The sequence below is a fragment of the Nonomuraea sp. NPDC050404 genome (assembly GCF_040655495.1).
Lineage (GTDB): Bacteria > Actinomycetota > Actinomycetes > Streptosporangiales > Streptosporangiaceae > Nonomuraea.
This window is the reverse complement of record NZ_JBFAKB010000040.1, coordinates 67,388-89,403: the sequence shown is the minus strand read 5'-3', so window position 1 is coordinate 89,403 and position 22,016 is coordinate 67,388. Positions and strand designations below refer to the sequence as shown.

The 22,016-nt window shown below is 71.5% G+C and carries 22 protein-coding genes; 7 read left to right on the top strand and 15 right to left on the bottom strand.

Annotated elements, in window-relative coordinates; genetic code table 11:
- Window positions 1–56 precede the first annotated feature (56 nt).
- The 3 genes from AB0I81_RS57400 to AB0I81_RS57390 are packed head-to-tail and all read left to right on the top strand — an operon-like array spanning window position 57 to window position 3,417.
- The gene (locus AB0I81_RS57400; RefSeq protein WP_360677679.1) at window positions 57–1,253 is read left to right on the top strand and encodes an MFS transporter; all 1,197 of its coding nucleotides are present in this window, start codon (window positions 57–59) and stop codon (window positions 1,251–1,253) included.
- A gap of 39 nt (window positions 1,254–1,292) precedes the next feature.
- Window positions 1,293–2,807, top strand: coding sequence for an MFS transporter (locus AB0I81_RS57395; RefSeq protein ID WP_360677677.1), 1,515 nt, complete (start codon window positions 1,293–1,295; stop codon window positions 2,805–2,807).
- A gap of 28 nt (window positions 2,808–2,835) precedes the next feature.
- Window positions 2,836–3,417 carry a TetR family transcriptional regulator gene (locus AB0I81_RS57390; protein WP_360677675.1) on the top strand — a complete coding sequence of 194 codons (582 nt, stop codon included), beginning with the start codon at window positions 2,836–2,838 and terminating at the stop codon, window positions 3,415–3,417.
- On the opposite strand, the gene AB0I81_RS57385 is transcribed toward AB0I81_RS57390, so the two are convergent.
- From AB0I81_RS57385 to AB0I81_RS57360, 6 genes are all read right to left on the bottom strand, one after another.
- Window positions 3,407–3,739, bottom strand: coding sequence for an antibiotic biosynthesis monooxygenase (locus AB0I81_RS57385; protein WP_360677673.1), 333 nt, complete (start codon window positions 3,737–3,739; stop codon window positions 3,407–3,409). The genes AB0I81_RS57390 and AB0I81_RS57385 overlap by 11 nt on opposite strands.
- A gap of 22 nt (window positions 3,740–3,761) precedes the next feature.
- A complete protein-coding gene (locus AB0I81_RS57380) occupies window positions 3,762–3,995 on the bottom strand; it encodes a cell division protein CrgA (protein WP_360677671.1) in 234 nt (77 codons plus the stop codon).
- 119 nt (window positions 3,996–4,114) lie between these two features.
- Complete coding sequence (locus AB0I81_RS57375) at window positions 4,115–4,282, bottom strand: hypothetical protein (RefSeq protein ID WP_360677669.1); 168 nt, start codon at window positions 4,280–4,282, stop codon at window positions 4,115–4,117.
- Window positions 4,283–4,443: 161 nt separating this feature from the next.
- Entirely contained in the window at window positions 4,444–5,112 is a 669-nt protein-coding gene (locus AB0I81_RS57370) for a hypothetical protein (RefSeq protein ID WP_360677667.1), read from the bottom strand.
- 143 nt (window positions 5,113–5,255) lie between these two features.
- Window positions 5,256–6,239, bottom strand: a complete 984-nt coding sequence (locus AB0I81_RS57365; protein ID WP_360677665.1) for a hypothetical protein — start codon at window positions 6,237–6,239, stop codon at window positions 5,256–5,258.
- A 4-nt stretch (window positions 6,240–6,243) separates the two neighbouring features.
- Window positions 6,244–6,747, bottom strand: a complete 504-nt coding sequence (locus tag AB0I81_RS57360; protein WP_360677663.1) for a SigE family RNA polymerase sigma factor — start codon at window positions 6,745–6,747, stop codon at window positions 6,244–6,246.
- A gap of 78 nt (window positions 6,748–6,825) precedes the next feature.
- Here AB0I81_RS57360 and AB0I81_RS57355 point away from each other — a divergent pair, with 78 nt between their 5' ends.
- Window positions 6,826–7,452, top strand: a complete 627-nt coding sequence (locus AB0I81_RS57355) for a hypothetical protein (RefSeq protein WP_360677661.1) — start codon at window positions 6,826–6,828, stop codon at window positions 7,450–7,452.
- A gap of 6 nt (window positions 7,453–7,458) precedes the next feature.
- Here AB0I81_RS57355 and AB0I81_RS57350 read toward each other — a convergent pair whose 3' ends face one another.
- From AB0I81_RS57350 to AB0I81_RS57325, 6 genes are all read right to left on the bottom strand, one after another.
- Entirely contained in the window at window positions 7,459–8,373 is a 915-nt protein-coding gene (locus tag AB0I81_RS57350) for a CehA/McbA family metallohydrolase (protein ID WP_360677659.1), read from the bottom strand.
- Window positions 8,340–8,729, bottom strand: coding sequence for a GNAT family N-acetyltransferase (locus tag AB0I81_RS57345; RefSeq protein WP_360677657.1), 390 nt, complete (start codon window positions 8,727–8,729; stop codon window positions 8,340–8,342). Before AB0I81_RS57345 ends, AB0I81_RS57350 begins: the two co-directional genes overlap by 34 nt.
- An 85-nt stretch (window positions 8,730–8,814) precedes the next feature.
- Complete coding sequence (pyrH, locus tag AB0I81_RS57340; RefSeq protein ID WP_360677655.1) at window positions 8,815–9,552, bottom strand: UMP kinase; 738 nt, start codon at window positions 9,550–9,552, stop codon at window positions 8,815–8,817.
- A 175-nt stretch (window positions 9,553–9,727) separates the two neighbouring features.
- Complete coding sequence (locus AB0I81_RS57335; protein WP_360677653.1) at window positions 9,728–10,708, bottom strand: DUF2332 domain-containing protein; 981 nt, start codon at window positions 10,706–10,708, stop codon at window positions 9,728–9,730.
- A gap of 373 nt (window positions 10,709–11,081) precedes the next feature.
- A complete protein-coding gene (locus AB0I81_RS57330; protein ID WP_360677651.1) occupies window positions 11,082–12,059 on the bottom strand; it encodes a DUF418 domain-containing protein in 978 nt (325 codons plus the stop codon).
- A 194-nt stretch (window positions 12,060–12,253) separates the two neighbouring features.
- Window positions 12,254–13,519, bottom strand: a complete 1,266-nt coding sequence (locus tag AB0I81_RS57325; RefSeq protein WP_360677649.1) for a serine hydrolase domain-containing protein — start codon at window positions 13,517–13,519, stop codon at window positions 12,254–12,256.
- A gap of 134 nt (window positions 13,520–13,653) precedes the next feature.
- Here AB0I81_RS57325 and AB0I81_RS57320 point away from each other — a divergent pair, with 134 nt between their 5' ends.
- A complete protein-coding gene (locus tag AB0I81_RS57320) occupies window positions 13,654–14,718 on the top strand; it encodes an asparaginase (RefSeq protein ID WP_360677647.1) in 1,065 nt (354 codons plus the stop codon).
- 96 nt (window positions 14,719–14,814) lie between these two features.
- Here AB0I81_RS57320 and AB0I81_RS57315 read toward each other — a convergent pair whose 3' ends face one another.
- Together AB0I81_RS57315 and AB0I81_RS57310 are read right to left on the bottom strand one after the other, a co-directional pair.
- Window positions 14,815–16,791 (bottom strand): GxGYxYP domain-containing protein, encoded by a 1,977-nt coding sequence (locus AB0I81_RS57315; protein ID WP_360677645.1) that lies wholly within the window; start codon window positions 16,789–16,791, stop codon window positions 14,815–14,817.
- A 149-nt stretch (window positions 16,792–16,940) separates the two neighbouring features.
- Window positions 16,941–17,249, bottom strand: a complete 309-nt coding sequence (locus AB0I81_RS57310; RefSeq protein WP_360677643.1) for a hypothetical protein — start codon at window positions 17,247–17,249, stop codon at window positions 16,941–16,943.
- A gap of 110 nt (window positions 17,250–17,359) precedes the next feature.
- On the opposite strand from AB0I81_RS57310, the gene AB0I81_RS57305 reads away from it, so the two are divergent.
- Complete coding sequence (locus AB0I81_RS57305) at window positions 17,360–18,454, top strand: histidine kinase (protein ID WP_360677641.1); 1,095 nt, start codon at window positions 17,360–17,362, stop codon at window positions 18,452–18,454.
- On the top strand, window positions 18,451–19,095 hold the full coding sequence (locus AB0I81_RS57300) for a response regulator transcription factor (protein ID WP_360677639.1): 645 nt from the start codon (window positions 18,451–18,453) through the stop codon (window positions 19,093–19,095). The genes AB0I81_RS57305 and AB0I81_RS57300 overlap by 4 nt, the downstream gene beginning before the upstream one ends.
- A gap of 6 nt (window positions 19,096–19,101) precedes the next feature.
- Here AB0I81_RS57300 and AB0I81_RS57295 read toward each other — a convergent pair whose 3' ends face one another.
- A complete protein-coding gene (locus AB0I81_RS57295) occupies window positions 19,102–21,960 on the bottom strand; it encodes an AAA family ATPase (RefSeq protein WP_360677637.1) in 2,859 nt (952 codons plus the stop codon).
- Window positions 21,961–22,016: the final 56 nt, after the last annotated feature.

Here is a 22,016-nt window from a genome sequence, read left to right as displayed (position 1 = left end):
GATGAATTTCTGGGGCCGGCGCGTTGTTTCCCGGCTTGGATATGAAAGGTGAACGCGTGGGCGCAGAGCGGTCCGCCGTCCGGCGCGTGTTCGCCGTCAGGGAGTTCCGGGCGTTGTGGTTCGCCCACTCCCTCTCCCTGATCGGGGATCAGCTCGCGCGGGTCGCGCTGGCCATCCTGGTGTTCGACAGGACCGGTTCCGCCGGGGCCACCGCGGTGACGTACTCGCTGACGTACGTCCCGGCCGTGGTCGGCGGTCCGCTGCTCTCCGGGCTGGCCGACCGGTTTCCGCGCCGGACGGTCATGGTCGTGGCCGACGTGGTCAGGGCCGTCCTGGTCGCGGCCATGGCGTTGCCCGGCGTGCCGTTCCCCGTGTTGTGCGTGCTGCTGGTGCTGGTCGTGCTGGCCAACGCCCCGTTCAACGCCGCCCGGCTGGCGACGTTGCCGGACACCCTCGAAGGCGACGCCTACGAGGCGGGGCTGGCCGTCACGAGCATGACTCAGCAGAGCGTCCAACTGCTGGGCTTCGGCCTGGGCGGTGTGCTGGTCGCGGCCACCTCGGCGCAGGCGGCGCTGGCGATCAACGCGGGAACATTCGTGGTCTCGGCGCTGGTGATCGGGCTGGGGATGCGGCTGCGTCCCGTGCCGGCCGCGCCGGAGACGGGCTCCTCGCGCGGGTCCACATTCGCCACCATGCGGCTGGTCTGGGCCGATCGCAGGCTCAGGGCGTTGTTCGTGCTCGGCAGCGCGTGGGGGTTCTACGTCGTTCCCGAGGCGCTGGCGGCGCCGTACGCGGCGCAGATCGGGCAGGGGCCCGCGGTGGTGGGACTGCTCATGGCGGCCGACCCGTTGAGCGGCGCGGTCGGCGCGTGGCTGCTCGTCCGCTGGGTGCCCGCGTCCGTGCAGGCCCGGCTGATCGGGGTGTTGCCGGCGTTGTGCGGCCTGCCTCTCGTGGTCTTCGCGCTGAACCCGTCCATCGTCCCCGCGCTGGGGATGCTTCTGCTTTCCGGGCTGCTGTCCGCCTATCTGGTCAGTGTCCACGCCACTTACGTGCGGGCGGTGCCGGACGGTGCGCGTGGCGCGGCGGTGGGCCTGGCGTCCGCGGGACTGGTCGCCGCACAGGGGCTGGCGATCCTGCTCGCCGGGGGCGTCGCGGAGCTGCTGGATCCGGGCCCGACCATCGCGGTCTTCGCGGCCGCCGGTGTCACGGTCTCCGCCTTGATGGGGATGAGCTGGAGGGGTACGGCGGCCTAGATATTTGGACGATCGTACTAGTTGTACTATCGTCCAAGTATGGATGACAGAATCGCACAGACGCGCGCAGGGGCACGGGAGTGGCTCGGGCTGGGGCTGCTGGCGCTGCCGACCGTGCTGCTGGGGCTCGATGTGACCGTGTTGTACCTGGTGCTGCCGAGCATGGCCGCCGAGCTCGGCCCCACGGCCGCGCAGACGCTGTGGATCATGGACGCCTACGGCTTCTTCATCGCCGGGTTCCTCATCACGATGGGCACCCTGGGGGACCGGATCGGCCGGCGGCGCCTGCTGATGATCGGCGTCGCGGCGTTCGCGGTCGTCTCGGTCCTCGCCGCGTTCGCCCCGAGCGCGGGCCTGCTGATCCTGGCCCGGGCGCTGCTCGGCGTCGCGGGCGCCACGCTCATGCCCTCGACACTGTCCCTGATCAGCAACATGTTCACCGACGTGCGGCAGCGTGCCGTGGCCATCGGCGTGTGGGCGACCATGTTCGCCCTCGGCATGGCCGCCGGTCCCGTGCTGGGCGGCGCCCTGGTCGACCGGTTCTGGTGGGGGGCGGCGTTCCTGGTCGCGGTGCCGGTGGCGGTGGTCGTGCTGGCGGGCGCTCGTACGCTGCTGCCCGAGTACGCGGCGCCCGGGGAGGGCCGGTTCGATCTGACCAGCGTCGCCCTGTCACTGGTGGCCATCCTGCCGGTGGTCTACGCCGTGAAGCACCTGGCCACGTACGGGCCCGACGCGCTGACGTTGCTCCTCGTGCTGGTCGCGGCGGTCGCGGGGTACGTCTTCGTCCGCCGGCAACTTCGCCTCCCCGCCCCGCTGCTGGACGTGACGCTGTTCGCCGACCGGGCCTTCTCCGCCGCCCTGGCCGTCCTGCTGGTCGGACTCGTCGGCGTGGGCGGCGTGATGTACCTGGTCACCCAGTTCCTGCAACTGGTCGAAGGGCTCTCGCCCGCCGAGGCGGGACTGTGGATGGGCCCGCCGGCGCTGGCGATGTTCGCCGCCGCGATCGGCGCCCCGATCGTGGCGAGCCGCATCCGGCCGGGCGCGGTCATGACGGCGACCCTGGGGCTCTCCCTGATCGGGTACGCGCTCCTGGCCACGGCGGACACCGGCGGCAAGGTGAGCGTGGTGGCCGGATTCGCCTTCGTCTACCTCGGCCTCGGCGCCATCGCGGCGCTGGGCACCGACATGGTGGTGGGGGCCGCGCCGGCGGCGAAGTCCGGCTCGGCGGCGGCGATGTCGGAGACCGTACAGGAACTCGGCACCGCCGTGGGGGTCGCCCTGCTCGGCAGCCTCACCACGGTCGTCTACCGCTCCCAGGTCCAGGCGCCGGGCGTGGCGCCCGAGGTCGCCGGCCGCGTCACCGACAGCCTGAGCGGCGCCATGGCCGTCTCCGACCGGGTCCCGCCGGGGACGATGCGGGCGGCTCGGGAAGCGTTCACCGTCGGGCTGAACGTCGCCTCGCTCACCGCGGGCGTCGCGATCGTGGCGGTGACCGTGTTGTGCCTGATCGTGCTCAGGCACATCCGCCCCATCGGGGAGAGCCGGCCCTCCTGACCGTCTAACCTGATGGTCAGGAGGGGGCATGGGCGACGAGGACACGAGCACGGACGGGCGCAGGGCCAGGGGCCAGAAGCGCCGGGCCGAGATCATCGAGGCCACCTTGACGGTCGTGCAGCGTGACGGGGCGGCAGGCGTGACGCACCGTACCGTCGCCAAGGAGGCCGGCATCCCCGTCAGCCTCAGCACCTACTACTTCGCCACCCTGGACGACCTGCTCGTCGCGGCCCTGTCCAGCGTCGCCGAGGGCTACTCGGAGCGCGTCCGCCACATCATCGACCACCATGACGACAAGCTGCGCGGCCTGGCCGAGCTCATCGCCGAATCCGCCGGGCCGGGACGCGATCGTGCCCTGGCCGAGCGCGAACTGTCCACCATGGCCGCCCGGCGGCCGGCCCTGCGTCCCATCGCCCGCCGCTGGCGTGAGGACATCGCCGAACTCGCCCGGCACTGCACCGACTCTCCCGAGGCCGTGGTGGCCCTCGTCGCGGCATCCGACGGGCTCTGCGCCGCCCTCCTGATCGACAACGCGCCCGCCGACATCGCCTACGTGCACACCATCCTGCGGCAGGCCCTGGGTTTGCGGTCCGGCACCGTCAAGCGGTGACCGCCTCGTCCGGTGCCGGCCAGGTCCGCGCCACTGTGAAGTGGGTGACGGTCCGCTCGAAGTCCGTCAGGGCGGCCCGGGCGGCCGGCTCCACGACCGCGTGGCCGAGGTCGTCGCCCGCGAAGGCGCGGATCGTCTCCAGTGACTCCCAGTACGTGATGACCTCTATCGCCACCTGATCCCCCGACTCCCGTGTGAGGAGATGCGCCGCGCGGCAGCCGGGCAAGTCGCGCAGTTCCGGCAGTACGGCTCCGTCGAAGTGTTCGGCGTAGCGCCGGGCGCCGTCCGGAGTGGCGGTGGCCTTCCATACCCTGGCGATCATCGAATCCCCTTCAACGGTGAGTTCATTGGCGGCGCGCTTTCACGATCGCCATGACCGCGAAGAGCAGCAGGAAGGCGCCGCCCAGGAGGAGGAGGGCGAACCCGGCCAGCAGGTTCCAGTTACCCAACCCGCTGAGGACCGGGAGGGTTGGGTCCAGGTAGAACAGGACGATCCAGACAATGCCCAGGATCCACGAAGCGATCATCGCGCCGATCGGCCATCGCGGTGTGGCCCTGCGAGGTTGGGTAGATGACATCGGTCACTCTCCTCAACGGCCGTCAAGCCTCGGCGTGAACGGCGCCGGCGGGGGGAACGCGGAAAACGGTCGTGGCGGAACTCGACGGGCTCCGCCTCGACCGCTTTCCGCTGCCGTTTCTACCAGTTGTTCTCGTTCGGCGTCGCGCCGGTTACGCGGGTGCCGCCACCGATCGGGTCCGCGCCGGTGACGCGGGTGCCGCCACCGATCGGGTCCGCGACGGTGACGCGGGTGCCGTCACCAAGGGGGTCGGCGGCGGCGGGAAGACTCCACAGGGTGACAGACATCGCGCCCAGCAGAACCCCTGCGGCAATACGCTTGAGTTTCACCTTCTCGGCCTTTCCTTGTCGCCGTGCTATGTGAGGACCGGAAAAATGTTCGTGGCCCCGATTTCAAGTCTATGGCGGCGAGTTTCGGCGGGCGAATATTTCGGCGTAATTCGAAATGTTCAAACCAGGGTATCGGCATAGCTGAGCATCACCACGGTCAGCAGGCCGCCGAGCATGTACAGGACGAAGGAGAGTTTCCCGTGCACATGGCCCTCCTCCGCGAGCGACTGGGCGAGCAGGCCCAGGAGCAGGACGGCAGGACCGGCCAGCAACATGGCCAGCGCCCCCGGCGGGCCGTGCTGCTCGGCGAGGTCGTAGAACGTCCGCACGACTGCCCAGGCCGTCAACAGGGTGCCCCCGACGAACCACGGGACGATCGCGGCGGGGTTGTCGATGGGCTCGGCCTCCAGGGAGCCGACGGCCAGGAAGCCCAGGGCGTACGTGATCAGGGGACCGGCGATGAGCAGCGTGTCCTGGTTGAAGGTGACGACGCCGAAGAGGTCGAACGGCAACTCGTCGGCCGCCACGTAGAGCGAGGCCGCCAGGACGGTCACGAACAGGCCCGCGCCGGCGACGGCCCGCACGGCCCAGGACTCGACCTCGCGGAGCCGCATGACGGCCGCCGCGACCATCAGCGCCGGCCCCGCCAGGCCCAGCGCCGAGGCGAGCGCGAACCCGAACAGGTCCGCCATCGCCGGTAACCGTCCCCAATAGGCCGTGATCGAGACGATGGCTGCCGCGGCCGTCCCGGTCCCATAGATGATGGTGAGTATGCGGTCACGATCCATTGATCCCCCGGTGGCGCGATATGGGGCAGCGGGATGGCATCGCTTCGCAAATGCCCAAGAATTTGCGAAGCGACTTCCTTTTGCGCTGCAACCCTACGCCGCGGAATGCGCCTTTTTACGGCAGGTGTGTATTGTCTTTCTTCTCAGCGCGGCATCTCGTAGACGGCGGCCGTCAACAAGCCTGGGCGGTGGCGATAGTCGGAGACCTCCGTCACGAGCCGTACCTTGACGGTCGTCGTCGCCTTCCGGTCGCCGTCCAGCGTGGCGTACCCGTTCCGCGGACCGTCGTCCTGGATGATCCCCGGTTTCACGCAGCCGACCCTGTGGTTGGACAGGCGGCCGTTCACTCTGGTCTCCAGCATGAGGCGGCGGTTGATGTCGCCGCCGCAGTAGGTGACGAGAGCCATCGGGCGGCCGGTGTTCGGGACGGTGATGGTCACCTCACGGGTGGCCGGCCACGTGCCCTTCGCCTTGCCCAGCAGCCGCCACGTCCCGATGGTGGCGGGCGGCTCCGGCAATGGCCGCGGGCGCTTCGCCGTCGCGGGAGGCGTCCACTCGTAGACCCCGAAGCGCCAGCGCTCAGGACCCGCCTTGTTGTGCGCCTCGATCGTGACGGCGGCCCGGCGGGTGCCCTGGGGCAACGGCATCAGATCCACCGCGCGGTTCTCGTGGCAGTCCAGGAACGGAGTCGGCGTCAGCCGGTACTTTTTCGAAGACTCCGGCACCCGCACGGTGATCTGCGGCGGCCAGCGCTCGGCCGGGCACTCGGCGCGGATGGCCAGCGGCTTGCCCCGCACCGCCACGTCCAACGTCACCTCTCTGGTCGCGGCGTCGAGCGTCGCCTCGGCGACCAGGCGGTAGACCGTTCCATCCGATTCCGTGTACTCGGCGGGAAACGCGGCGGCCACGGTCACGCTCGTCTGGTCGCTCCCGCCGGGCCCGCGCAGGCCGAGCACTGTCCCCGAGGCAACGAGAGAGACGATGACGGCGCCCGCCCAGGCGGCGCGCCTGCGGCGGCGCGCCCGGTCGATCCGCCCGCGCAGTGACGTCAAGGGCGCCGGCCGCTCGATCGCGGGCCGGCTCCGCTCGTCCATCAGGTCCTGCAGGTCCAGCCGATCGATGGGCATCGCTCTAGCTCCTTCTCGCGATCATCGGGTCGAACGAGTCATCGACGCGCAGCTTGGCCAGCGCCCTGCTGGTCTGGCTCTTGACCGTGCCCACGCTGCACCCGAGGGTCTCGGCCGTCTGGGCCTCGGTCAGGTCCTCGAAGTACCGCAGCACCACGACGGCGCGCTGACGGGCGGGCAGCCGTCCCAGCGCCTGCCAGACCAGCTCGCGCTCGTCGGCCTGCCCCATGTGGTCGGCCACCTGCGACCGGTCGGGGAGTGATCCGCTGGTGACCTCGGCCCGCCGCCAGCGCCGCCGCCACCACGACACGTGCACGTTGACGATGATCTTGCGGACGTACGCTTCCCGCTCGTCCCCAAGGCGGGGCCAGGCCAGCCAGGCCTTCAACAGCGCGGTCTGCACAAGATCCTCGGCCGCGTCCCATTCCCTGGTGAGCAGGTAGGCGGTGCGGAGTAAGCGCGGCCACGCCCGCGTGACGAACGCGTCGTACTCCGATCGATCCGCCATCAAAATGGGCCTCCCCTCAAACGTTGGTCAACCCTTCTACGCCGCGAGAAGCGCGGAAGGTTGGCTTACGGTGGGGGCATGTTCTTCGAGCCCCTCCCGGAGCAGGACGATGCACCTGGCGCAGCGGAGCCGGAGCTTCCTGCCTGGACGGCGCCACCCACGGACGAGACGGGCGTCGTGGTGCCGACGGGTCTGATGCTGGCCCGTACCCCGCATGTCGCCATCGCCTTACCGATGGTCCGGTCGTTCCGTACCGGCTGTCTCATGGAGGTGGAGGTGATTCTCCGGCAGGGTGAGCTGTCCTCCGACGCCTTCTCCGATCTTCAGGCGGGCGTCTATCCCACCCCGTTCTCCCGCCGGTTCCCGCCGAACAGGATGTTGCGCATCGGCGTGCGTTACGCCGATGGCGGCAAGGCCGGCACTCTCATCCGCAACGGTGAGCGGGTGCGTATCGGGCCCGAGGGCCGGCCGGTGGGCCCGCTGCTCAGCTGGCAGCCCACCGGTGACCAACTGCACGGCGCCGCCCCCTACCTGGGCCACAACAGGTTGAAGTTGTGGTTGTGGCCGCTGCCGCCGGCGGAGACCTTTGAACTCGGCGTGGAGTGGCCCATCGGCGGCGTCGAGCCGAGCGTCGTCGAACTCGACGGGGCCGCCTTCGTGGCCGCCGCCCAGCGATCGGACCCCTACTGGCCCGCGCCCGGATAGCCGGGCTCAGGTCAGGGTGACGGGATTGGTGAGGGCGGCCATGTGGCCCGAGGGGTGGCGTACTTCGACGCGCACGAACGCCGACTCCCCCGCGCTGGTCACCCATTCGAGCACGCCGCCGGCGGGTAACGGCTCTCGTCGTGCCCTTCCCCGGTCGGTGTGGAAGGTGACGGTGCCGGCGGGCACACCTTGCACGGCCACCCGTACGGAGACCGGCTCGCCGCAGGTGTCCAGACGTTCCCCGATGCCGGCGCGGCGGGGGCCGGCGCACACCTCCAGCGACAGGTCGATCGCGGCCGACTCGGCGATCCAGGTGCGGCCGGCGCGGATGCCGGACAGGATCGCCTCGGTGCTCAGCTCGTCGGCCAGTACGACGGTGTGCGGGGTGCCGAGTTGCCCCTCCAGGTGGGCGTCGCTGTTGCCCATCGCCGGCCGCCACTGCCCGTCGTCGAGGCCGGTGGCCAGACTGCGGCCCCATTCGGCCAGGGCGGATTCGTTGTCCGCGTTCCAGGGCAGGTCGGAGCTCCACCGCCCGTTCCAGACCTCCACCACGTCGAAGTCCCGGTAGGGGTACATGAAGACGCCGGAGGGGTAGGGCGCGTGCGGGTGCGCCGCCACGCACAGCCCACCGGCCCGGCGGACCTGGGCCAGGTGGTCGCCGATGACGTTGTCGCGTACCCGGTAACGCCAGTCCACCACCTGCCCGGGGTCGATGCCGAGCGCCAGCCAGTGACCGGTCCCGGTGGTCACCTCCTGGCCGAGGATCACCAGCAGGTCGTCGCCGGCCTGCGGGCCCCAGGCGGCGTGCGTCTCGGCGGTGTTGTGCTCGGTGGTGGCGATGAAGTCCAGGCCCGTCGCGCGGGCGGCGGCTGCGAGTTGCTCCGGCGTCAGCTCGCCGCCGCTTGAGACGAGCGAGTGCACGTGGCAGTCACCCCGGTACCAGTCCCGCCCCCGCCCGGCCGCCCGCCTGGGTGGATATTTCGGCATACGGCCTTCTCTCCAGCGGTCAGGGGAGTTTCGAGTACACGTACGGCCCGGCCGGTGACGGTGTCCGCGATCGCGAAGGAGTATCCGGTCCTGTCCGTGCTCCTGCTCCACTGCCTGTGGATGAAGGCCACGCCCTCCTCTTCCGTGTACACCGGCGGCACGGTGGTGATCAACGGGATGTACGGGTCCGTGGACGCCTCTTTCACCACCACGACGTCCTCCAGCCGCCACGGGCGGAGCAGGAACCGGTCGCCTGCGGGGAGCTCGGGAACCAACAAGGGCTCGGTCATCTGCGCATCATCCCAGCCGAATCGCCATCGACGCGGCTGCGGGCGCTACGCCGGCGGCGGAAACAGCGGCGGTCAGGAGGGGCGGTCAGGAGGGGCGGTCCGCCTCGTCGGTGGTGATGCGGGTGCCGATGTCCTCGCCCAGGCAGATCGCCCGCATGACGCCCCTGGCCGCGACGTCGAACACGTGCATGAGCAGGTTCTGCTCGTTGGCCAGCACGAACGCGCTCTCGTCCATGACCCGTACGCCGGCCGCCAGCGCCTCCCGGTAGGTCAGGTTGGTGTAGCGCTTGGCGTCGGGGTTGAGGTTGGGGTCGTTGTCGTACACGCCGTCCACGCCGCGCTTGGCCACCAGCAGCGCGTCGGCGTCGAGCTCCAGGGACCGCTGGACGGCGGGGTAGTCGGTGGTGACGTAGGGCTGGCCGATGCCGCCGGCCAGGAGCACGATCAGGTTGCGGCGCAGGTGCCGGTCGGCGCGGAGCCGGATGAAGGGCTCGGCCACGCTCTGGATCGGGACCGCGGTCATCACCCGCACGTCGGTGTCGGAGCGGGCGGTCAGCACGCCACGCAACATCAGCGCGTTCATGACCGTGCCCAGCATGCCGATGTTGTCGGCCTCGGCCCGGCCGATGCCCCAGCCCTGCGCCATCTTCCCGCGGAAGTAGTTGCCGCCGCCGATGACCACGGCGATCTGCACGCCGAGTTCGTGCACCGAGAGGATCTCGTCCGCCAGTTGCGCCAGGGCGGCCGGTTCTGTGCCCCATCCGGTGTCGCCCGCGAGAGCCTCGCCGCTGAGCTTCACCACGACGCGTGAGTAACGACGCATGCCCGTTCCCTCCACGGCCGCGCCCTCGGCGACCCGACCAAGACTATGGGGAGGGTACGACAGAAGGAGCGGTGTCAGGCAGGCGTGCCGGAGTTTGTCAGATCCGGCACGCCGACCGTCTGGCCGCCGCCCGTCTCACCGGTGAGCCGGAAGCCGAACTCGCGGCCGGTCACGATCAGGGCAGCCACTGTATCCAGCCGCCGTGCATCGCGGAGAAGGCGAGCGGCCGGCCGTCCTGCGCGAGAACGTAGGTGATGGTGTCCGCCGGAGGCTGCCGGCGCAGGCGGGCGGCGATGCCGGGGAAGAACTCCGGCCCCTCCTGCGAGATCCAGCGGCAGTCGAGCCGCCCGACCTGATCTACGAACGCGGCCCGCTCCTCGTCCGGCACGTAACAGAGCACCGCGGTGTGGAAGACGACGAGCGTGGCGTGCGCGGGAGCCTGGGCGGCCAGCTCTCCGAGGCGGGCGTTCAGGTCGCCGCGCAGGAGGTGCGGCGGGTCGGCCTGAGCCAGGGCGATCGCGGTGTCCAGGCGTCGCAGCCGCTCGTCCTGCTCCGGCCAGACCAGCGTGCGCAGCCAGCGGACGTCGTCGGCGTTCCTGACGTCGAGGGGGTTGAGGTCGATGCCCGCCCGCCAGGCGACGGTCACCGGACCCGGTTCCGCGAGGTGCGGCGGCGGGCTGCCCTCGGTACGGCAGCTCAGCCGCAGCGGGCTGTCCACGGCACCAGCCGCCCGGCCGTCGTAGTCGTAGGCATAGCGGTCGGGGTACAGGCACAACCCGGCCGACGCGCCGACCTCCAGCAGTGCCACCGGTTGGGGGAGCGAGGCGAGCAGTGGGTACAGGGCGGCGCACCGGCCCGGCTCGTTGGTCTGCGTGTAACGGGCGAGCATCGTCGCCACGACGGCGTCACGGTTGTCGAGTACGGACCGGCGGAAGTCGTCGTAGCCGGACGCGGTGCCGGTGAGGTACCGGGTGGCGGCCAGGAGCAGGTTGGGCTGGCGCTTGGCGGGCGGCAGGGCGGTCAGCAGGTCGAGCAGTTCGCCGTCGGCCGCCACGCCGAGCGTGAGCTGCTCGTACAGGGGGGAGGCGCCGCGGGCCTGCCGGGCGGCGAAGTCCCGGTACTGCTCTGCCGTGGCGTCCATCTCCGTGAGGGTCATGGGTCCATATTTGAACAGAATGATCAGAGTCGGCAGTGTTCAAGACGTCCGGAGCAGCCCCCGGCAACACCAACCGCAGCGCCGACGGCTCGGTGCACGTGGAGGGCATAAAATGGGCGCCGCGCTTCCTTCCGGGGGCGCCGCGCAATCTCGCCGGCTGCTGCGCGCTCGCCGAGGTTCCGCTGGACGGACATCACGACGCGCTCGTCGACGCCAGGGCCGCCGCCGGCCTGCTCCGCCACTACCTCACGCTCGCGCGGGCGAGCGTCCCGTGGCAGGACCGGCTGGAGGCTTCCCGCACGGCCCGCTGGCCCGATCTCGCCGATCCGGCGCTGCCGGCGGTACGGCGCGGCGTCTCCGCGGAACGCGACACTCATCTGCCGGCCGGGCGCCGGAGCCAGGTGGCCCAGCGCCAGAGCCATTCGAGGGGGCCCTGGCGGTGGTGGCGCAACCAGAGCGTGGACAACAGCCACTGGGCCCCGAGTATGACGCCGGCGGTGGTGAACGCCGCCGCCGGGGATTGGCCGATCGGCAGGCCGAGCAGGTGCGTGGCCGCCAGGACGAGGACGGTGGCGGACAGGTAGTTGGTCAGCGCCATCCGGCCCAATGGCGCGAAGACGAACCGCAGCACCGGTCGCAGCGGCGTCCTGAGCAGGAGCAGCAGGGCGCAGACGTACACGCCTACCAGCAGCAGGTCGGCCAGGGCGGAGGCGACGGACGGCTGCGCCCCGGTCCGTGCCGACAGGGCGGCGGCCGTTCCCGCCGCGAAGAGCAGGCCCAGCAGGAGCGGGCCCCGGGTGGACCGCTCGATGCGCTCGACCACTCCGTAGCGGACCAGCGCCGAGCCCAGCAGGAACAGCCCGGCGATCATCAGCGGCCCGCCGCCCAGGCCGGTGATCAGCGCCGCCGCCAGGAACGCGGGGGCGAGGGCGGCCACGGCCCACCGTGGCAGCCAGGTCGAGGGGAGCAGCACCAGCAGGCCGACGATGGCGTACATGGTCAGGATCTCGCCCGGCCACAGCAGCGCGTGCACCAGGCCGAACGCCAGCAGGGCCAGCAGGCGGCGCAGCAGGGCGAGCCGTGGGCGGGGGGCGCGGTCCGCGGCGGAGTCCAGCAGCAGCGAGAAGCCGATGCCGAACAGCAGGGAGAAGGTCGGCAGGCCGAGCCAGGGGTCCCACTCGCCCATGGGCTGCGTGGTGACGGCTCTGCCGTGGGTGGCGATGAGCTGGATGTTGGCGAGGAGGATCTCGCACAGGGTGAGTCCGCGCAGGACGTCGAGCGCGGCGACCCGGGGGCGGCCGGGGCGGGGGGAGTCGGTGGTCGGTGCCGGGGCGGGGTCTGCGTAAGGCATGCGCCTCATCCTGCGGATGCGGCCCGTCGCGGACCTCGGCCACAAGTCGTGTCTCGCGGCCCGCAACGGTACTTTCGGCCAGGCCGTCAGGCGCTTTCGGCCGGGCCGTCAGGCGCTTCGGCCAGGCCGTCAGGCGCCTTCGGTCGGGCTGTCAGGCGCTTCGGCCGGGCTGTCAGGCGCTTTCGGCTGGGTCGTCAGGCGTACGGCGCGGTGATGCGGCTGCGTTCCTGCGCGATGATCGGCTCGATGGCCAGGTCGTAGTTGCACAGGACGACGGCGACCCAGTCGATGTCCAGGTAGAAGGTCCAGTTCGTGGAGCCGCCCGCGATGCCGCCGCCGTGGGAGATGTAGTGCTGGTTGTTGTAGATGGAGGAGGTCGGCCCGTAGGCGTGGAAGCCCTCGGTGCGGGCGGGGTCGTCGGGCCCTGACGTGCGCATGGGCGGCCCGGAGACCTTGGAGTTCACGTAGAGGCGGGTGAAGGCCGGGTTGAGCAGGTCGTTCTTCCGCAGGGCGGTGGCGAAGCGGACCAGGTCGGGGGCGGTGGAGAAGCCGTTGCCGCCGCCGGATCCGATGAAGCCGCGCGCCGAGTTGGTGCCGGGCACGTCACCGGCGGTGCCGTCCGCGTCCAGGTTGCGCACGCCGTCGATGCGGGAGCCGTCCTTCTGCAGCATGTACGGATGCGCGATGCGCTCGTTCGCCAGCCACTCGTCCCTGGTGTAGTAGGCCGAGTCGGCCATCTTGGCCGGGGTGAAGACGTGCTCCTTGACGTAGGTGTGGAAGTCCTGCCCGGAGACCTTCGCGACCAGTTCGCCGAGCACCTCGTACCCCATGCTCGAATACTCCTTCTTCGTGCCAGGGACGAAGCGGAGCGTCTGGGTCCGCGCCCGCCGCGCGATGTCCTCGTTGCGCTCGGCGATGCCGGTGAAGATGTGCGAGTCGGGCTGGGTGTTCCTCGGGTCGGTCATCCCGGCGGTGTGGGTGAGCATCTGGTGCACGGTGACGTGGTCCGCGATCGCCTCCGGGAAGCCGTCCAGGTAGGTGCCGACCGTCTCGTAGAACTTGATCTTCTTCTGCTGGGCGAGCTGGACGACAGCCAGCCCGGTGAACGGCTTCGACGCCGAGGCCAGGGCGTAGATGGTGTTGATCTGGTTGCGGATGCCCTTTTCCTTGTCGGCCATGCCGTAGGCGCGGGCCAGCACCTGCCTGCCCCGGTGGGCCAGCAGCACCGTGCCGGAGAACTGGTCCTTGTCGGCCATGTCCTTGATGTACAGGTCGAAGGCGCCGCCGGGACGCAGGTCACCGGGAATCCGCCCGGTGCGGGAGGATTCGGCGGCGGCCTCGGTGAAGCCGGAACTCGCCAGCACGCTGCCGGCCGCGAGCGGGACGGCACCAAGCATGCTTCGCCGGGACAGGCGCTGGGTCACGTGGGTCTCCTGGTCGTCGCCGATGCGGGCTCCCATGCAACGCCGCCGCCTGTTTCCTCAGCGTTTCCGCGGGGGGATGCCCTACCTCCAGGCCACCGGCCCGCGTGACTGACCTGGGCGGCCGCGTCCCGAAGAATCGGGGACAACCACTGAAGAACAGGAATCCCCAGGTGTTGAAGCGAACCCTTGCCGCCACTGCCGCCGCCGCCGTGATCATCTTTGGTACGGCCCCCGCGCTGGCCGCGGAGCAGACGGCCAAGCCGAAGATCGCCGTGATCGGCACCGGCGGCACGATCGCCGGCGCGGCCGGCAGCCGCGTGAGCTTCGAGGGCTACGAGCCCGGCCGGTTGCCCACCGCCGACCTGGTGAAGTTCCTGCAGCCCGAGGTGGGCAAGGTCGCCGAGGTGTCGGTACGTGAGTTCGGCGGCAAGGGCTCGACCGACTACACCCTGGCCGAGTACCACGACCTGTCCCGCCTGGTCGATCGGGAACTGGCCACCGCGGACGCCGTGGTGGTGGCCACCGGCACCCAGACGATGGAAGAGCTGGCCTACTGGCTCGACCTCACCGTACGCAGCCCCAAGCCGGTCGTGCTCACCGGAGCCATGCGCCCGTGGACCGCGATCGGCAGCGACGGCCCGCCCAACCTCTACAACGCGATCCGCCTGGCGGCGAGCGGCCGTACGCGCTGCTTCGGCACCGTGGTCTCGCTGAACGAGGAGATCTTCGCCGCCAGGGAGGTCACCAAGACCAGCACCCAGCGCCAGGACACCTTCGCCGCCCCCGAGACCGGCCGGCTGGGCACCATCGGCGACCGGGGCGTCACGCTGCTCCGCGCACCCGCCAGGACCTGCGTGAAGACCCCGTTCGACCTGTCGAGGATCGCGCGTGACAAGCTGCCGAAGACCGAGATCGTCTACACCTACGCGCAGGCCGGCGGGGAGCCGGTGAAGGCGTTCGCCGACGCGGGGGCCAAGGGGCTGGTGTTCGCGGGCACTCCCTCGCCGCAGCAGTTCGAGCAGGCGCAGGCCGCGGTCAAGCAGGGCGTGGTCCTGGTCGCCGCCAACCGCAACACCGCCGGCGCCGTCCACGCCGACGTGCCCGGCGTGATCTCCGCCCAGGACCTGCTCCCGCAGAAGGCGCGCCTCCTGCTGACCCTGTCGCTCGCCACCGCCGCCGACCCCCGCCAGGTGGGGGAACTGTTCGCGAAGTACGGCAGGCCCGAGGCGGCCTGACTCCGGCGGGTGAAGGCCCGGGGCGGCCTGACGTTGGCGGGTGAAGGTCCGAGGCGGCCTGACCGCCGAAGCGTGCAGGCCGCCGTCCGGCCCCGGCTATCCCTCGCGGCTCATGAACTCGTTCAGCAGCGCGAAGAAGGTGTCTCCCCGGACGATCTCGAAGGGCTCGCCGAGCAGCTCACCCAGCTCGGCGATGTCCGCGGGCGTCCAGTTCCAGGCGTTGACCGCCCCGGCGATGAACAGCGGCTTCCCGCCGTCCCACCCTTCGATGCTCTTGACCAGCGTGTCCCGGTACTCCTGCGCCTTGCCCTGCGGCGAGAAGTTCCCGATGATCGGCAGCCCGGCCAGCCGGACCTGAAGGTCGCCGCTCTCCCACGACTGGATGATGCCGCGCAACGGGGTGTTCTTCCTGTACGAGGCCGCGATCCGCTCGTCGAAGGCCACCCAGCCGTCACCCTCCGGCTTGCGATGGTTGTAGGCGTAGACCAGGTCCAGGCCCGTGCGGCGCAGGAACCGTCCGGTCAGCTTGGTGTAGGCGTCCACGTCCTGCTCCGGCCAGGAGCCCGGGTAGGTGTAGCCCGCGCCGGACGGGCCCGCGATCAGCAGGTCGTTGTCGGTGGCCGTGCGCTGGTAGTACGCCAGCAGCGCCGGGCCGATGTCGGCGAGCAGCGGGCTGACCGTCCAGTTCGTGGGCACCTTGCCCCGGGCGGGGTTGTCCCAGAGCTCGCGCATCTTGCGCTGGCAGTACTGGATGTTGTCGCCCTCGCCGACCGTCAGCGTCAGGTAGACCCGGTTCCGCAGGGTGGCGGGCGGCCTCGGGCGTACCCGGTCGGAGATCCTGGCGGGGACGCCCGCGTGCACGGTGCCGTTCATGTAGTAGTCGGCGGGCACCACCTCGACCGCGTGTTGCGAGGCCCGGTCCACCCCGCCCCACTCGCCGGCCACGTCGTTGGAGAACCAGCCCGCGTACGGCGTCGTGGGCTTGACCTTGTCCAAGATCTCGTCCAGCAACTCGCCCGTCTGGCCGGAGGGCGGCAGCCAGAACACCATGGCCTTCATGGCCACCGTGTAGTCGCGGAAGTAGGGGAACGGCTCGACCCGGGTGGGTGCGGTGGTGGTGGCGGTGACCAGGAACTGGTTCCACAGGTCCACCTCGGCGGTCAGCTGCTTGGCGCTCGCCGGTGCGGTGAAGCGGTAGATGAAGTAGTTGCCGCCGTCGGCGAAGCGGTTGGACTCCGCGCCGATGGCGGAGTTGAGGCCGTCGAAGAGGTACGGGGCCTCGGCGTCCGTGCCGGGGGTGAAGGAGGCGATCTGCGTCCCGTCGGCCTTGACCACGACCGAGCCGACCGAGGCGCCCCAGCCGTCGTCGCCGAAGGAGTCCTGGAAGCGCAGGTATACGCCGTCCTGGCCGGTCAGCTCCTGGCTGAGGTCGAAGGTGCGTACCTGCCGGTTGGAGGTGTCCCTGATGCGCTCGCTCTCCTTGGCCACCTCGCGCCACTGAACGCCGTCGACCTTGACCGTCCTGGTCGTCGGCAGGCCGCTGAGCAGGGCCTTCGTGCAGCGCGGGAACAGGTTGTCGAGCTGCCATCGGTAGGTGGCCAGCACGTCGTCGGCCTTGAAGCGGCCGCGCAGGTCGGTGATGACCTTGAGGCCGTGCTCGGCGGCCTGCTCGGCGGTGGCGGCGACGGCGTTCTCCAGGCCGGCCAGCGTGGTGGCGACGTTGATCGAGTCGGGGACGGCCGGGTCGTGCAGGATCGCGCCGCGGACCTCGCCCCGGTAGCGGGCGATCAGGCTGAGCGGGTCGTCGTGGCGGGTGACGCGGGCGCCGGTGCTCGATAACCAGGTGGTGTCGTAGTTCTCGGCGGTGTAGTTGAAGTACAGGCGCGGGTTACGCCGGTTGACGACGCCCTGGAGGGTGGTCAGGAGTAGCTGGTCGTTGCCGTGCACGGCGCTGAGGTCGGCGAAGTCCAGGCGGGTGGGGCGGCCGAAGCCGGGCAGGAGGGGGGTCGCGGCGGTCGCGGCGGTGGCGGCATTCGGCAGGCTGAGCCCGAGCCCGCCGGCCGCGAGAACCACGCCGTTCGCCCATAGGAAGGTACGTCGAGACACCATCAACGTTCACTGCTCCAGTTGGGGGAGACCGGAATGACAGCGTTGTCATCTCTCTCAGGAGTGAACGTAACAATGTGAAGGTTTGTTGTCTATGGTGTAAAACGAGCGATTTGTTAGGGCAGATCCTCTGTGTCGCCGACCCTGGCGGCCACGCTCGCCTCGCCGGCCTCCAGACCGGGGACCGCCTTGGCGATCAGGTCGTCGAGGTGCATGTACGCGATCAGGTTGCTCACCGCGTGCGCCGGATCCGCCTTGATCTTGTCGATCTCCTCCTGCTTCTGGGCCGGGGTCGCGCCGGGGCCGATGTGCCAGACGCCTTCCCGCTCGATCATCTCCACGGCCGTGTCCGTCAGGGCCCGGACGTCGGTGACCGACATGAGCATCTTCATCTCGACGCGGACGTCACGCTGATCTTCTGCCATGGCCCCAGCCTACGAACCCCGCCCGCGTGCTCGCCTCGTCCGAAAGCCGGACCCGGGACCGTACTTTCGGCCGGTGCCGCACCCGGGGCGCGCCTTCTAACGTGTCCGGTGTGCGTGTGTGGTGGCAGAGCGCCGCGCTCTGCGCCGCGGCCGTCGTGGTGCTCGCCTTCTGGGCCCAGGCGGTCGCGGCCAGCTGGGGCGGGAGCTACTGGGTCTTCGGCGGTGCGGCGGGTGCGGTGGTGTGCGCGCTGGCCCTGGTACGCCGCGTCGCCCGGTTCTGGACGGCCGTCGCGGGCCTGGTCGTCGCGGTGGCGGCGATCGTGGTCGCGCGGCTGGCCGGGCTGCCCGCGGAGCCGGGGCCCGGCATCGCCCTGGGCCTGGCGGTGCTGATCGGCTCCGCAGTCAGGTCGTTGCCGGTCGTCCCCGCCGCGGGCGTCGCGACCGCGGGGCTCGCGGTGGCCTTCGGCAGCTCCCTGTCCGGATCCACGCACAACTCCGTCGTGCTGCTGAACGGCGGCGCCTGGTTCGCCGCCGTCGCGGCCGGCCTGGGGCCCCGGCTGCTGGCCGCCCGCCGGCACGCCGCCGCCGAGCGCGTACGCCGCCACGAACGCCTGGAACTGGCCAGGGAGCTCCACGACGTCGTCGCACACCACGTCACCTGCGTCGTGCTCCAGGCCCAGGCCGCCCGGCTCGTCTCCGGCAAACATCCGGACAGGGTGCCGGGCTCGCTCGCCGACATCGAGGCGGCCGGCGCCGACGCCCTGGCCGCGACCCGCCGAGTCGTCGGCCTGCTGCGCGAACGCGGCGGCGCACCTCCCGGCATCGAACGGCTCGACGAACTGGTCGGCCGGTTCAACGGGCCTCCGGTGACGCTGCTGCTGCCCGACGGCGAGCCGGTGTGGCCGTCCGAGGTGGCCGGCACCGTCTACCGGATCGTCCAGGAGTCGCTGACCAACGTCGCCCGCCACGCCCCGCACGCCGGATCGGTCACCGTACGCGTCACCCAGGGGAACCGGGAGCTGTCGGTGGAGGTCACGGACGACGCCCGGCCGCTCCCCTCCGCGCCGCGCCGCCGCGCGCGGAAGGCTCGCGGATACGGCCTGGTCGGGATGCGGGAACGCGTCGAAGCCCTCGGCGGCACGCTGTCCGCCGGCCCGCGCGGGGAAGGCGGCTGGACCGTGCTCGCCGGCCTGCCCCTCATATGAGCATCACGGTGTTGCTGGCCGACGACCAGCCCATGATCCGCCAGTGCCTGCGCGTCATCCTGGAGGACCAGCCCGACCTCCGCGTGGTGGCCGAGGCCGCCGACGGGGAGGAGGCGGTCGCCCTGGCCCGCAGGCTGCGCCCGGACGTGTGCCTGGTGGACATCCAGATGCCCCGCATGGACGGCATCGAGGTCACCGCCGCCCTGGCGGGCCCCGCCGTCCGCGACCCGCTGCGGGTGATCGTGGTCACCACCTTCGACCTCGACGAGTACGTCTACGGCGCGCTGCGCGGCGGCGCGTCCGGCTTCGTGCTCAAGGACGTGGGCCCCGACCTGCTCCTGGAGGCGGTCAGGGCGGCACACGCCGGAGACGCGCTGATCTCCCCGTCGATCACCCTGCGCCTGCTGCGCCACGTGACGACCCGGAGGTCCGTCCGCGCCGCCAATCCGCTGTCGGACCGCGAGACCGAGATCGTCCGCGCGGTGGCCAGGGGCCGCACCAACCAGGAGATCGCCGCCGGGCTGTGCATCTCGGTGAGCACGGTCAAGGGCCACGTGTCGGCCGCCATGGTCAAACTCGGCATGCGCAACCGGGTCGAACTCGCGGCATGGGCATGGGAGAACCGCCTGGTGAGCGGCTGACCCGGGCTACGCCACGGGGAACGTGCGCAGCTCCTTGCGCGAAGGCAGGCCCAGTTTGCGCAGCACGCTCGCGACGTGACTCTCCACCGTGCGCCTGGACAGGAACAGCGCGTCGGCGATCTCCTGGTTCGTCTTCCCCGCCGCCGCCAGCAGCGCCACCTCGCGTTCCCGCGACGACAGCGTCTGCCCGTGTGAGGGACGGCCGCCCCGCCACGGGTACGGGATGGGCACGCCGCCGCGCCGCATGACCCGGCAGATCCGGGCGATGTCCCGATCCGCCCCCATCGCTCCGTACGCGCGCAGCGCCTCCTCCAGCGGCGGACCCCCGTCGGCCGCGCCGCGCTCGCACCGCCACCGGCCCAGCCGTTCGCCGGCCAGCGCCTCCTCGTACCGCAGCCCGGCCTCGCGCGACACCGCCCGCGCCCGGTCCAGCAGTAGCTCCGCCCGTACGGGATCGGCCGCCCGCGCCAGCACGGCCTCGGCGGTCAGCAACGCGGCCAGGGCGAGCGGCGCGTCGGCCCCTTCCACCCCGGCCCGCAACTCCGCCACCAGCTCTTCGTTCCCATCGCCACCTTCAAGCGCGTCCACCAGGCACAACACACTCTCGGCCGCCCACACCCAGTTCCCCTTGGCGCGGGCCCGGCCGAGTGCGGCCATGGCGTGTTCGGCGGCGCCCGCGGGGTCGTCCAGGGTCAGCAGCAGCCGGGACAACGTCATCCGGGCCGGGATGAGCGGCCAGACCGCCCCCACCCGCTCGGCGATCGCGATCACCTCGCGCAGGCACTCGACGGCCTGCTCGGCGGGCCCGGTCGCGGTCAGCAGGGCCCCGCGCAGCAGCCGCGAGTCCAGCGACGCGGCGGCGAAGGCGGCCGAGTCCGCGCCCAGCCGCCGTACGCGCGCCGCCAGCCCGTCCCACCGCCCGGCCGCCCGGTCCACGGAGGCGGAGACAAGCTCGACGACCTCCGCCACCCGCAGGTAACCGGCCTCGCCGGCCACCCGGCGGCCCTCCGCCAGCAGGGATTCGGCCCGGTCCAGCCGGCCGAGGTGCAGGGCGGCCTGCGCCCAGTTGAGGCAGGCGCGGGCGTGCTCCCTGGGTGCGGCGCGCAGCCGGTCGTCGGCCAGCAACCCGTCGATCAGCCGCCAGCTGTCCGGGTCGCCCTGCTCCAGCAGCAGGCAGGCGCGCGCGATGCGTACCGCGATGTCCACACCGGGGTCGCCGCTGCGGCGCGCGGCCCGCTCGGCCTCGTCGCAGCGGGCGGCGTGCTCGCTCATGTGCCGGTCCACCACGGTCTCCGGCGCGGCCAGCACCGCCAGCGCGCGGCCGAGCAGCTCCGGCCGCTCGCCGAGGTCGTCGATCGCGCGCTCGATCTGCAGGTAACCCGCCCGCGCCTGCCCCTGCTGGCGCAGCAGCCGGCCGAGCGCGAAGCGCAGTTCGCCGCGCAGCGGTGCGGGCAGGGGCTCGGTGGCCAGCAGGCGTTCGAGCAGCGGCACGGCCTCCGCGTGCGCCAGGCCGTCCACCGCCGCCCTGCCGAGCTTGACCGCCAGCCGTACGCGCACCTCAAGTGGCAATTCGCCGATCTCCAGCGCCTGGAGCAGGAACCGGGCGGCCGTGGCCTCGTTGCCGTGGGACAGGGCCGTGTCGGCGGCGGCCTCCGCGTTGCCCACGAAGTCGGCCGTGCGGCCCGCGTGCCGGAAGTGGTGCGCCAGCCGCGCCACGGGCCTGGGCTCCGCGCCGGACTCCAGGGCCCGCGCGGTACGCAGGTGCAGCCAGCGCCGCCCCGACACGGCCACGGACTCGTACACGATCTGCCTGGCCAGCGCGTGCCGGAACCTGCTGCGGCCGTCCTCCTCGTGCAGCAGCCCGACGGCCTGCGCCTTGGCCAGCGCCCTGGCGACCTCCGGCGGGCTGTGGTCGCTGACCTCCGCCAGCACCCGGTCGTCGGGGGTCATGCCGATGACGGCCGCGGCGCCGAGGATCTCCTGCGACGGGTCGTCGAGCGCGGACAGGCGCTGGAGCACCACGTCCCGCAGCACGGTCGGCACGGCCAGGTCGGCCAGCACGTCGGGGCGGCCGGGGATGTCGCCGGCGGGCAGCCGTTCCAGCAGCGTGCGCAGCACCTCCTCCACGACGAACGGGATGCCGCCGGTCTTCTCATACAGGGGAGCGGCGAAGGTTCTGGGGAGTTCGGCCCGCAGGATGCTCCGCGCGAGCTCCTCCACCTCGGGCAGGCTCAGCGGGGCCAGGGTGAGCGTGCGCGCGGGGCCCGAGGGGGACCTGGCGAACGCCTCGCGGATGGGCAGCAGGCCGGATCCGGTCCGTACGGTGCAGATCACCGCCACGTCGCGCGGCTGGTGCGCGGCCAGGAAGGCGAGGAAGTCGTGCGTGCCGCCGTCGGCCCAGTGCACGTCCTCCAGCACGAGCACCAGCGGGCTCAGGTGGTCGAGCAGGGCGAGCGCGGCGCGGAACACCCGGTGCCGCTCTGCCCGCTGGTCGGGCAGCGGTGGAAGGGGCGGCGGCAGGTACGCGGCGATCTCGGGCAGCAGCGGGGCCAGCGCCCCCACCACGGGGTTGTCCGGCCTGGAGGGGGTCAGTTCGTCGGCGGCCTGGCGGAAGGCGTCGAGCAGGGGTGAGAGCGGCAGCGGTTCCTGGAGTTGCTCGCACTGTCCGACGAGCCGGCGCGTCCCGGCCTGTTCCGGGGCCGCGAGCAGCTCCGCGACCAGGCGGCTCTTGCCGATGCCCGCCTCGCCTTCGACCAGGGCGAGCGAGGGCCGGTCCGCGATGACCGCGCGCAGCAGCGCCAGCTCGGAACGGCGGCCGATGAGCACGTCGGAGAGCGAGCCCGAGGGGGCCGGTCCCAGAGGCAAGCGGCCACCTCCTACCGGATATCAGCGGCAAACAGGCTATCGGATCACAAATTTCG